Source organism: Bordetella petrii (genome assembly GCF_017356245.1).
GTDB classification, from domain to species: Bacteria; Pseudomonadota; Gammaproteobacteria; order Burkholderiales; family Burkholderiaceae_B; genus Bordetella_A; species Bordetella_A petrii_D.
In genome coordinates, this window is the sequence record NZ_JAFMZZ010000001.1 from 3,388,298 (window position 1) to 3,400,862 (window position 12,565).

Below are 12,565 nucleotides of genomic sequence, written 5' to 3' on the forward strand. Positions count from 1 at the left end.
CCGCGGCGCCGTCCGCCCGCCCGACCGAAGCGCGCGCGGCGGCGCGGCGCGCCGCGCGCTTCGGAGCGGATCAGGAACGCTGCCTGGCGGCTTCTTGCTGCGCGTCCACCACTGCCAGCGCTGTCATGTTGACGATGCGGCGCACCGTGGCGCTGGTGGTCAGGATGTGCACCGGACGGGCCGCGCCCAGCAGGATGGGGCCCATGGCGATGCCGTTGCTGCCGGTCATCTTGAGCATGTTGTAAGTGATGTTGCCGGTATCCAGGTTCGGCATGACCAGCAGGTTGGCCGGCCCCTTCAGCTTGCTGTCGGGGTAGGCCAGCACGCGGATTTTTTCCGACAGCGCGGCATCGGCGTGCATTTCGCCGTCGACTTCCAGCTCGGGCGCGCGTTCTTCGACCAGGCGGCGCGCCTCGGCCATCTTGAGCGACGACTCGGTCATGCGGCTGCCGAAGTTGGAGTGCGACAGCAGGGCGATCTTGGGCACCACGCCGAAACGCAGCATTTCATCGGCGGCCTGCACCGTGATGCTGGCGACTTCTTCGGCCGACGGGTTTTCGTTGACATGCGTGTCGGCGATGAACAGCGTCTGGTCGGGCAGCATCAGCACGTTCAGCGCGGCATAGGTCTGGCCGGGCTTGCGGCCGATGATCTCGTCCACGTACTTGAGCTGGTTGTCGTACTTGCTGGCCACGCCGCACAGCAGCGCGTCGGCGTCGCCGCGGCGCAGCAGCATCGCGCCGATCAGCGTGTTGTGCTTGCGGATCATCGCCTTGGCGATGGCCGGCGTGACGCCTTCGCGGCCCTTGAGCTGGTAGTAGGCGTTCCAGGTTTCGTTGAAGCGATTGTCGTCTTCGGGATCGACGATCTCGATGTTCTGGCCGGCCACCAGGCGCAGGCCGGCTTTCTTGACGCGCATCTCGATGACCGAAGGGCGGCCCACCAGAATGGGGCGCGCCAGATTTTCGTCGACCACCGTCTGCGCCGCGCGCAGTACGCGCTCGTCTTCGCCGTCGGCGTAGATGACGCGCTTGGGCGCCTTCTTGGCCTGGGCGAACAGCGGGCGCATCAGCTGGCCCGAGTGATAGACGAAGCCCATCAGCTTCTGGCGGTAGGCCTCGATGTCTTCGATGGGGCGCGCGGCCACGCCGGAATCGACGGCGGCCTGGGCCACGGCCGGCGCGATCTGCACGATCAGGCGCGGGTCGAAGGGCTTGGGGATGATGTAGTCGGGGCCGAATGACAGTTCCTGCCCGGCATAGGCGCGCGCGACTTCATCGTTCTGCTCGGCCTGGGCCAGTTCGGCGATGGCCTTCACGCACGCCAGCTTCATTTCTTCGGTGATGCGCGTGGCGCCGGCGTCCATGGCGCCGCGGAAGATGAAGGGGAAGCACAGCACGTTGTTGACCTGGTTCGGGTAGTCGGACCGGCCGGTGGCGATGATGCAGTCGGGGCGCGCGGCACGCGCCACTTCGGGGCGGATCTCGGGCTCGGGGTTGGCCAGGGCCAGGATCAGCGGCTGGTCGGCCATGGTCTTGACCATCTCGGCGGTCAGCACGCCGGCGGCCGAGCAGCCCAGGAACACGTCGGCGCCGTTGACCACATCGGCCAGCGTGCGGGCGTCGGTCTTTTGCGCGTAGCGTTTCTTGTTGGCCTCCATGTTCTCGTCGCGGCCGTCCCAGATGACGCCGCGCGAATCCACGACATAGATGTGCTCGCGCTTGATGCCCAGGTGCACCAGCAGGTCCAGGCAGGCAATGGCCGCGGCGCCCGCGCCCGATACCGCCAGCTTGACCTGGGAGATGTCCTTGCCGACCACTTTCAGGCCGTTCAGGATGGCGGCCGACGAGATGATGGCGGTGCCGTGCTGGTCGTCATGGAAGACGGGTATCTTCATGCGCTCGCGCAGCTTCTTCTCGATGTAGAAGCATTCGGGCGCCTTGATGTCTTCCAGGTTGACGCCGCCCAGCGTGGGCTCGAGCGCGGCGATGATGTCGACCAGCTTGTCAGGGTCGTTTTCGGCCAGTTCGATGTCGAACACGTCGATGCCGGCGAATTTCTTGAACAGGCAGCCTTTGCCTTCCATGACCGGCTTGGCGGCCAGCGGGCCGATGTTGCCCAGCCCCAGCACGGCGGTGCCGTTGGTGATGACGCCCACCAGGTTGGCGCGCGAGGTGTATTTCGACGCCGCATCGTCGCCCTGGTCGAAAATGGCCATGCAGGCGGCGGCCACGCCCGGCGAGTATGCCAGCGACAAGTCGTCCTGGTTGGCCAGGGTCTTGGTGGGCACTACCGAGATTTTGCCGGGAGTAGGGTAGGCGTGGTAGTCGAGCGCCAGTTTGGTAAGAGTTTCGTCCATGCTGATGAGAGGCCTTGCGGCACGGCTGACAAAGTAGAAGACGGGCCGCCAGGGCCCGTCCCGAAAATGCGAAGGCGTCTATTTCAACAGAAAGTAGCCGTAGATGTTTGCTGCGGTGCAGCGTAAAACCTGTGTGGCGTGGATATTGCCAGGTGTCCGACTCCCGCAGGGTGTCGGACGCCGTACGATTGAGACGGCTGCGGCTTACTTCGGTGTCAGGCGCCTGGCGGAACCTGACACCTGGTAGTCCGGCGCCGGGCGGCGTCGCTCAGATCAGCCAGGGGGGATCCACGCGTTCGGCGGCGCCCAGTTTTTCCCGCAGGGCCTGCCGCGCGGGTGCGATGCCGGGGTCTCGGGCGGCCAGCAGGTCCAGGGCCTGCAGCGCGATCCAGTCGGCGCCGACTTCGAAGAAGTCGCGTAGCCGGGCCCGGGTGTCGCTGCGGCCGAAGCCGTCGGTGCCCACGGTGCGGTAGGGGGCGGCGATCCAGGCGCGGATCTGTTCGGGCACGGCGCGCACGTAGTCGCTGGCGGCCACGACCGGCGCGTCGCCGGGCAGGCATTGTTCGATCCAGGCCGGCGGCGTGTCCAGGCCCAGGGTGCGCGCGCGCTCGCAGGCGCGGCCGTCGCGGGACAGTTCCGAGTAGCTGGTCACGCTCCAGACCTCGGCCCGCACGCCATGCCGCAGCAGGTGTTCGGCCGCCTGCAGGGCCTCGCCCAGCATGGGGCCGGCGCCCAGCAGCCGCACCTGAGCCGCGCCTTGCGCGGCGCGCACGCGGTGCATGCCGCGCAGAATGCCCTGGCGGGCATCGTCGGCGGGCAGGCTGGGCTGGGGCAGGTTTTCGTTGGTGACGGTCAGGTAATAGAACTCGTCGCACTGCTCGTCGAGCATGCGCTGCATGCCGTATTCCAGGATTACCGCCACCTCGTAGGCATGGGCCGGATCGTAGGCGCGGCAATTGGGCACGGCGGCGGCCGCCAGGTGGCTGGAGCCGTCTTGGTGCTGCAGGCCTTCGCCGCCCAGCGTGGTGCGGCCCGAAGTGGCGCCGATGAGAAAGCCGCGCGCGCGCTGGTCGGCGGCGGCCCAGATCAGGTCGCCGATGCGCTGGAAGCCGAACATCGAGTAGTAGATATAGAACGGCAGCATGGGCAGGCCGTTCACCGAATAGCTGGTGCCGGCCGCGGTCCATGATGAAATGGCGCCGGCTTCGGTGATGCCTTCTTCCAGGATCTGCCCGTCGAGCGCTTCGCGGTAGTACAGCACCGAGCCGATGTCTTCGGGTTCGTACAGCTGGCCCTGGGCGGAATAAATGCCGATCTGGCGGAACAGGTTGGCCATGCCGAAGGTGCGCGCCTCGTCGGCCACGATGGGCACGATGCGGCTGCCCAGCGTTTCGTCTTTGAGCAGGCCCCCCAGCATGCGCACGATGGCCATGGTGGACGACATTTCCTTGCCGTCGGCCTGCAGCGCGAAGCGGGCCCACTGCGCGGCCGGCGGCGCGGGCAGGCGCGGCGCCTGGGTGCGGCGGCGCGGCAGGTGGCCGCCCAGCGCCGCCCGGCGCGCCTGCAGGTAGCGCAGCTCGGCGCTGTCGGCGGCCGGCTTGTAGAACTTCAGGGCCAGGCAGTCGGCATCGGAAATCGGCAGGGCGAAGCGGTCGCGGAACGCCAGCAGGGCCTCGTCGTCCAGTTTTTTCTGCTGGTGCGTCGTCATCTTGCCCTGGCCGGCCGCGCCCATGCCGTAGCCCTTCTTGGTCTGCGCCAGGATCACCGTGGGCTGGCCGCGGTGGCGCACGGCGCGGTGGTAGGCCGCATGGATCTTCACGATGTCGTGCCCGCCGCGGCGCAGGCGGTCGATGGCTTCGTCCGACCAGTCGGCCACCAGGGTGGCCAGCTCGGGGTTCTGGTTGAAGAAGTGGGCGCGGTTGTAGGCGCCATCGTTGGCCGCGAAGGTCTGGAACTGGCCGTCCACGGTATGCGCGAAGGCGCGCGCCAGCGCGCCGCCCGTGTCGCGCGCCAGCAGGGCGTCCCAGTCGCCGCCCCAGACCAGCTTGATGACGTTCCAGCCGGCGCCCGCGTACAGGGTTTCCAGCTCGTCGATGATGCGGCCGTTGCCGCGCACCGGTCCGTCCAGCCGCTGCAGATTGCAGTTCACGACGAACACCAGGTTGTCGAGTTTTTCCCGCGCGGCCAGCGTCAGGGCGGCAATGGATTCGGGTTCGTCCATTTCGCCGTCGCCGAAAATGCCCCAGACCTTGCGGTCGGAAGGCTGCGCCAGCGAGCGATGTTCCAGGTAGCGCATGAAGCGGGCCTGGTAGATGGCATTGATGGGCCCGATGCCCATCGACCCGGTGGGGAACTGCCAGAAGTCCGGCATCAGCCATGGGTGCGGGTACGACGACAGGCCGCGCAGGCCGCCGGCGCGCGCGGCGATTTCCTGGCGGAAGTGGGCCAGTTCGTCTTCGCCCAGGAAGCCTTCCAGATAGGCGCGCGCATAAACGCCGGGCGCCGAGTGCGGCTGCAGGTAGACCAGGTCGCCGGCGGCGCCGTTGCCCGGGGCGCGGAAAAAATGATTGAAGCCCACTTCGAACAGATCGGCGGCCGAGGCATAGCTGGCGATATGCCCGCCCAGCTCGCCGTGCGCCTGGTTGGCGCGCACCACCATGGCCAGGGCGTTCCAGCGGTTGATCGAGGCGATGCGCTCTTCGATGGCCAGGTCGCCGGGGAAGGGCGGCTCGTCGCGCAGCGGGATGGTGTTCAGGTAGGCGCTGCGCGTCTGGCCGGCCGCGCGCACGCCCAGCGCGGCCGCCTGGGCCAGCAGCTGGTCCAGCACATAGGCCGCGCGCGGGACGCCGGCCGCCTGCGCCAGGGACTGCAGGGCTTCGCGCCATTCGGCGGTTTCGGCGGGGTCGGCGTCCTGGGGCGCGGCGTCGGTCATGGCGGCAATGTCTCCGGTGAAGCGCCCATGCTATCGCTTTCGTCCTGGCATGAGTGATCGAAAATGCGCCAGGAAAGCCGTATCAACGGCATAATGTGCCGCAATAGTCATTTTCAGTGGATGAATATGCCGGCTCCGCTCGACAGTACCGACCGCCGCATTCTGGCTATCCTGCAAACCGACTCCAGCCTGACCAATGTCGAACTGGCGCGCCGCGTGCATCTGTCGCCCTCGCCCTGCCTGGCCCGGGTCAAGGCGCTGGAGGCGGCCGGAGTGATCCGCGGCTACGTTGCCCTGGCCGATCCGCTGCAGCTGGGCCTGAGCCTGAATGTGTTCATCCAGGTCAGCCTGGAGAAGCAGGTCGAACCTGAACTCGAGCGCTTCCAGAACGCCATGGCCGAATGCCCGGAAGTGATGGAGTGCTATTTGATGAGCGGCGATTCCGATTACCTGCTGCGCGTGGTCGTGCCCGACATGCAGGGCCTGGAGCGCTTCGTCGTCAGCCGCCTGTCGCGCATCCCGGGGGTGCGCAACATCCGTTCGGGGTTCGCGCTGAAGCAGGTCAAATACCAGACCGCGCTGCCGCTGGGCTGAAGGGCGCCGGCAAAACGGGCGGCGTAGAATCGGCGGATTGACTGCCTGGAGCCGCTACCCCATGACCGACCCCGCCCGCGTTCCCGATTCGATCACGCTGCCCGAGCTGACCGTGCGCGGGGTAATCATCGGCGCCCTGATCACGGTGGTGTTCACCGCGTCGAACGTGTTCCTGGGCCTGAAGGTCGGGCTTACCTTCTCGTCGGCCATTCCGGCGGCGGTGATCTCGATGTCGGTGCTGCGGCTGTTCAGCAACGCCAACATCCTGGAAAACAACATGGTGCAGACGCAGGCCTCGGCCGCGGGCACCTTGTCGGCCATTATTTTCATTCTGCCGGCGCTGGTCATGATGGGGCACTGGCAGGGCTTTCCGTTCTGGCAGACGCTGGGCATCTGCGCGGCCGGCGGCATGCTGGGCGTGATGTTCACCATTCCGCTGCGCCACATCATGGTGGTGCAGAGCGACCTGCCGTATCCCGAAGGGGTGGCGGCGGCCGAGATCCTGCGGGTGGGCAGCGGCGGCGGCGAATCCGGCAAGCCGGCCGGGCCGGCCGCGCCAGCCAGACCCGCGCCCACCGGCATGGCCGACATCATCAGCGGCGCGGGCGTGGCCGCCGCCGTCAGCTTCGCCGGCAACGGCCTGCGCATCCTGGGCGACGGGGTCAGCCTGTGGCCCACGATCGGCGCGGCGGTGTTCCGCCTGCCCATGGGGTTTTCGCTGGCGCTGCTGGGCGCCGGCTACCTGATCGGCATCGTGGCCGGCCTGGCCATGCTGACCGGGCTGGTGATCGCCTGGGGAGTGGCCGTGCCGGTGCTGACCTCGCTGGGCACCATGCCGGCGGGCCAGTCGGTGGCCGACTACGCCACCGGCCTGTGGAGTTCGCAGGTGCGCTTCATCGGCGCCGGCGTGATCGGCGTGGGCGCCATCTGGACACTGGCCACGCTGTTCATGCCCATGGTGCGCGGCATCAAGACCTCGTTCGCGGCGTTCGCCCCGGCCGGCCGGGCCGCCCAGGGCGCCGCGCCGCGCACCGAGCAAGACCTGCCGGCGCGCTGGATTTCACTGGTGACGCTGGTGCTGGTGGCCATCCTGGTAGCCACCTTTGCCGTGTTCCTGCGCGCCGAGCCCGTCACGGCCGGCAGCGTGGCCATGCTGGTGGCCTATTCCGTGGCGTTCGCCTTCATTTTCGGCTTCCTGGTGGCGGCGGCCTGCGGCTACATGGCCGGGCTGGTGGGCTCGTCCACCAGCCCGATCTCGGGCGTGGGCATCGTGGCCATCGTGCTGGTGTCGCTGCTGGTGCTGGCGCTGGAAAGCGCCGGCGGGCTGCTGAGCACCCCTGACGGCGTGCAGATGGCCATCGCCCTGGCCATCTTCACCACCTCGGCGGTGGTGGCGGTGGCTTCGATCTCGAACGACAACCTGCAAGACCTGAAAACCGGCTGGCTGGTGGGGGCGACCCCCTGGCGCCAGCAGGTGGCGCTGCTGATCGGCTGCGTGGTGGGCGCGGCCGTGATCTCGCCGGTGCTCGAACTGCTGTACAACGCCTACGGCTTTGCCGACGCGCTGCCGCGCCCGGGCATGGATCCCGCCGCCGCCCTGTCGGCGCCCCAGGCCACGCTGATGCTGGCCATCGCGCGCGGCATTTTCACCCACCAGCTGAACTGGGCCATGATCCTGATCGGCATGGCGGTGGGGCTGGGGCTGATCCTGGTCGACCAGGTGCTGAAGCGCACTTGCGCCGTCGCCCGCATGCCGGTACTGGCGGTGGGCATCGGCATTTACCTGCCGCCCACGGTCAGCGCGCCGCTGGTGGTGGGGGCGGTGCTGGCCTGGCTGCTCGAACGCGCGCTGCGCCGGCGGGCCCGCCGCGCCGGCCAGCCTTACGAGACGCATGCCGAACTGCCCAACCGGCGCGGCACCCTGCTGGCCTCGGGCCTGATCGTGGGCGAGAGCCTGGTGGGCGTGCTGATGGCGGCCATTATCGGCGCCACGGGCGAAGAGGCGCCGCTGGCCCTGGCGGGCGAAAGCTTCGCCAACGCCGCTTCGTGGCTGGGGCTGGCGGTATTCGCGCTGGTGGCCGTGCTGTTCTACCGCCGCACCCTGGCCGCCGCCCCGGCGCGCGCCTAGGGCCTGGCCACATTGAAAGCGGCCGGCGAACCGGCCTGCACGGCGGTTCGTGGTTTTCGCGTCACAGGGCGGCGCGCCGCCGGCCGCGCCGATGCCGTGCAATGGCGGCTCGTAGCGGGCATCATGGCGGATGTTGCGCCGGCCATGCTGCCATGGAATGGCGCCATGCCCTGGAGTAGGGCCGGCCGCGGCGCGGCGACAAGACAGGCGCAAATCGTAAGGGTTATACTTTCAGGCCATACGGCTTTCAAGGCTTGTACGCGCCTTCTGCCCCTGCTATCCGCTAAACGGGAAGCCCGTGTCGCGGAAGGTTTTCCTGCATCGTATCGAGTGAAGCACTCGTCAAGGTGAAGCAATATATGTCTTCCGAATCAGAATCCCTTTCCAATTCGTATTTGTTCGGCGGCAACGCCCCTTACGTCGAAGAACTGTACGAGTCCTATCTCGACAATCCCGGCTCGGTGCCCGACAACTGGCGCGAATACTTCGACCAGCTGCAGCACGCGCCCGCCACCGACGGCCAGGAATCCACCCGCGACCAGGCGCACGCGCCCATCGTCCAGTCGTTCGCGCAGCGCGCCCGCACCAATGGCTTCGTGCAGCAGTCGTCGGGCCAGCCCGACCTGTCGATGGCCAGCAAGCAGGTGTCGGTGCAGTCGCTGATCGCCGCCTACCGCTCGCTGGGTTCGCGCTGGGCCGACCTCGATCCGCTCAAGCGCCGCGAACGCCCGCCCATTCCCGAACTGGATCCCTCGTTCTACGGCCTGACCGAAGCCGACCTGGACCAGACCTACTCGGCCACCAACACCTACTTCACGACCGCCAGCACCATGACGCTGCGCGACATCCTGAAGGCGCTGCGCGACACCTATTGCCGCAGCATCGGTGCCGAGTTCACCCATATTTCCGATCCGGCCGCCAAGCGCTGGATCCAGGAGCGCCTGGAAAAGAGCTTCGGCGCCGCCACCTACAGCGTCGAGGAAAAGCGCCACATCCTGCAGCAGCTGACCGAATCCGAAGGCCTCGAGCGCTTCCTGCACACCAAGTACGTGGGCCAGAAGCGCTTTTCGCTGGAAGGCGGCGAAAGCTTCATCGCCTCGATGGACGAAGTGGTGAACCACGCCGGTGAGTCCGGCGTCCAGGAAATCGTGGTCGGCATGGCCCACCGCGGCCGCCTGAACCTGCTCGTGAACATCATGGGCAAGATGCCCGGCGACCTGTTCGCCGAGTTCGAAGGCAAGCACGCCGAAGGCCTGACCGACGGCGACGTGAAATACCACAACGGCTTCTCCAGCGACCTTTCCACGCGCGGCGGCCCGGTGCACTTGTCGCTGGCCTTCAACCCGTCGCACCTGGAAATCGTCAACCCGGTGGTCGAGGGCAGCGTCCGCGCCCGCCAGGAACGCCGCGGCGACCAGGAAGGCAAGCAGGTGCTGCCGGTGCTGGTGCACGGCGACGCGGCCTTCGCCGGCCAGGGCGTGGTCATGGAAACCCTGAACCTGGCGCAAACCCGCGGCTACGGCACGGGCGGCACGCTGCACATCGTCATCAACAACCAGATCGGCTTCACCACGTCCGACCCGCGCGATTCGCGTTCCACGCTGTATTGCACCGACGTGGTCAAGATGATCGAAGCCCCGGTGTTCCACGTCAACGGCGACGACCCGGAAGCCGTGGTGTTCGCCACCAAGCTGGCGCTCGACTACCGCATGCAGTTCAGCCACGACGTGGTGCTGGACATCGTCTGCTTCCGCAAGCTGGGCCACAACGAGCAGGACACCCCGTCGCTGACCCAGCCGCTCATGTACAAGAGCATCGGCCACCATCCCGGCACGCGCAAGCTGTACGCCGACAAGCTCACCACGCAGGGCGTGCTGGCCGAGGGCGAAGGCGACCAACTGGTGAAAGACTACCGCCAGCTGATGGAAGACGGCCAGCGCACCATCGAGCCGGTGCTCACCGACTACAAGAGCAAGTACGCCATCGACTGGTCGTCCTTCATGGGCGCCAAATGGACCGACCAGGCCGACACCGCGGTGCCGCTGGCCGAGCTCAAGCGCATCGGCGAACGCATCACCACGGTGCCCGAAGGCTTTACCGTGCACCCGCTGGTGAACAAGCTGCTGAACGACCGCCGCAACATGGCCAAGGGCGAACTGAACCTTGACTGGGGCATGGGCGAACACCTGGCTTTCGCCACCCTGGTGGCCTCGGGCTACGCGGTGCGCATCACCGGCCAGGACTCCGGCCGCGGCACGTTCACGCACCGCCATGCCGTGCTGCACGACCAGAACCGCGAACGCTGGAACGACGGCACCTACGTGCCGCTGCAGAACGTGTCCGACGGCCAGGCGCCGTTTACCGTGATCGACTCGGTGCTGTCCGAAGAGGCGGTGCTGGGCTTCGAATACGGTTATTCCAGCGCCGAACCCAACACGCTGACCATCTGGGAAGCGCAGTTCGGCGACTTCGTCAACGGCGCGCAAGTGGTCATCGACCAGTTCATCAGCTCGGGCGAGGCCAAGTGGGGCCGCCAGTCGGGCCTGACGCTGATGCTGCCGCACGGCTACGAAGGGCAGGGCCCGGAACACTCGTCGGGCCGCATCGAGCGCTTCCTGCAGCTGTGCGCCGACAACAACATCCAGGTGGTGCAGCCCACCACGGCCTCGCAGATTTTCCATCTGCTGCGCCGCCAGATGATCCGGCCGTTCCGCAAGCCGCTGGTGATCTTCACGCCGAAGTCGCTGCTGCGCAATAAAGATGCCGGTTCGCCCCTGACCGAACTGGCCGGCGGCAGCTTCCGCCCGGTGATCGGCGAGCTCGACGAAACCATCGATCCCGCCAAGGTCAAGCGCGTGCTGGCCTGCTCGGGCAAGGTCTACTACGACCTGGTCCATGCGCGCCGCGAGCGCGAAGCCAACCACGTGGCCATCGTCCGCGTCGAGCAGCTGTACCCGTTTGCCCACAAGTCGTTCGAAACCGAGCTGCGCAAGTACGGCCAGGCGACCGAGGTCATCTGGGTGCAAGACGAACCGCAAAACCAGGGTCCGTGGTTCTATGTCCAGCATCACTTGTACGAGAACATGGCCGACGGCCAGAAGCTCGGCTATGCCGGCCGCCCGGCTTCCGCGTCGCCTGCGGTCGGCTATCTGGCCAAGCACCAAGAGCAACAAAAGGCCCTGATCGAACAGGCTTTCGCCGCCAAGTACAAAGGCTTCATGCTGACCAAGTAAGGTCCGCCGCCGACATCGAACCCCTATTCAACGGAACCCATTACCATGGCTATTACTGACGTCGTTGTTCCCCAATTGTCCGAATCCGTGTCGGAAGCGACCCTGCTCACCTGGAAGAAGCAGAAGGGCGCCGCGGTCGAGGCCGATGAAATCCTGATCGAAATCGAAACCGACAAGGTCGTGCTGGAAGTGCCGGCGCCCGCTTCGGGCGTGCTGGCCGATATCGTCGAAGGCGACGGCAGCACGGTCACTTCGGGGCAACTGATCGCCAAGATCGACACGGCCGCCAAGGCTGCCGCGGCCGCCGCGCCGGCCGAGGCGCCCAAGGCCGAGCAGGCCGCCGAAAAGGCCGCCGCCGCGCCGGCGCCGGCCTCGACGGCTTCGGCGGGCGTGGCTTCGCCGGCCGCCTCGAAGATCCTGTCGGAAAAGGGCGTGGACGCCGCTTCGGTGGCGGGCACGGGCCGTGACGGCCGCGTTACCAAGGCCGATGCGCAAGCGGCCAGCGCCGCGCCGGCCAAGGTTGCCGCCGCCCCGGCCGCGCCCGCCACGCTGTCGCTGGACGGCCGCCCCGAGCAGCGCGTGCCCATGAGCCGCCTGCGCGCCCGCATCGCCGAGCGCCTGCTGCAGTCGCAGCAGGAAAACGCCATCCTGACCACGTTCAACGAGGTCAACATGCAGGCCGTCATCGACCTGCGCAACAAGTACAAAGAGAAGTTCGAGAAAGAGCACGGCATCAAGCTGGGCTTCATGTCTTTCTTCGTGAAGGCCGCGGTTGCCGCGCTGAAGAAGTTCCCGCTGATCAACGCTTCGATCGACGGCAAGGACATCATCTACCACGGCTATTTCGACATCGGCATCGCGGTGGGCAGCCCGCGCGGCCTGGTGGTGCCGATTCTGCGCAATGCCGACCAGCTGTCGATCGCCGAGATCGAGAAGACCATTGCCGATTTCGGCAAGCGCGCGGCCGATGGCAAGCTGGGCATTGAAGAAATGACGGGCGGCACGTTCTCGATTTCCAATGGCGGCGTGTTCGGTTCGATGCTGTCCACGCCCATCATCAACCCGCCGCAGTCGGCCATTCTGGGCGTGCACGCCACGAAGGACCGGGCGGTGGTCGAAAAGGGCCAGATCGTCATCCGTCCGATGAACTACCTGGCGCTGTCGTACGACCATCGCATCATCGACGGCCGCGAAGCCGTGCTGGGGCTGGTGGCCATGAAGGATGCGCTGGAAGATCCGCAGCGTTTGTTGCTGGATCTGTAATTTGCTGCCTGGCGGGCAAAAGGGAATGTGTTCTTGTGCCGCGCCGGGCCGGGGCC

General features: G+C 67.1%; 6 protein-coding genes. 4 read left to right on the forward strand and 2 right to left on the reverse strand.

What is annotated here, in order from left to right:
• Window positions 1–70: 70 nt before the first annotated feature.
• Both J2P76_RS16255 and mdeB read right to left on the reverse strand, forming a co-directional pair.
• Window positions 71–2,359 carry an NADP-dependent malic enzyme gene (locus J2P76_RS16255; protein WP_207408713.1) on the reverse strand — a complete coding sequence of 763 codons (2,289 nt, stop codon included), beginning with the start codon at window positions 2,357–2,359 and terminating at the stop codon, window positions 71–73.
• A gap of 268 nt (window positions 2,360–2,627) precedes the next feature.
• Window positions 2,628–5,291, reverse strand: coding sequence for an alpha-ketoglutarate dehydrogenase (gene mdeB / locus J2P76_RS16260; RefSeq protein ID WP_207408714.1), 2,664 nt, complete (start codon window positions 5,289–5,291; stop codon window positions 2,628–2,630).
• 126 nt (window positions 5,292–5,417) lie between these two features.
• Between mdeB and J2P76_RS16265 the strand changes: the two genes are divergently transcribed.
• The 4 genes from J2P76_RS16265 (at window position 5,418) to odhB (ending at window position 12,509) form a co-directional block, all read left to right on the forward strand.
• Window positions 5,418–5,885, forward strand: a complete 468-nt coding sequence (locus J2P76_RS16265; RefSeq protein WP_242697391.1) for an Lrp/AsnC family transcriptional regulator — start codon at window positions 5,418–5,420, stop codon at window positions 5,883–5,885.
• A 61-nt stretch (window positions 5,886–5,946) separates the two neighbouring features.
• Complete coding sequence (locus J2P76_RS16270) at window positions 5,947–8,013, forward strand: OPT family oligopeptide transporter (protein WP_207408716.1); 2,067 nt, start codon at window positions 5,947–5,949, stop codon at window positions 8,011–8,013.
• Window positions 8,014–8,372: 359 nt separating this feature from the next.
• A complete protein-coding gene (locus J2P76_RS16275) occupies window positions 8,373–11,246 on the forward strand; it encodes a 2-oxoglutarate dehydrogenase E1 component (RefSeq protein WP_207408717.1) in 2,874 nt (957 codons plus the stop codon).
• Window positions 11,247–11,291: 45 nt separating this feature from the next.
• Entirely contained in the window at window positions 11,292–12,509 is a 1,218-nt protein-coding gene (gene odhB, locus J2P76_RS16280) for a 2-oxoglutarate dehydrogenase complex dihydrolipoyllysine-residue succinyltransferase (RefSeq protein ID WP_207408718.1), read from the forward strand.
• The last annotated feature ends 56 nt before the right edge of the window (window positions 12,510–12,565 follow it).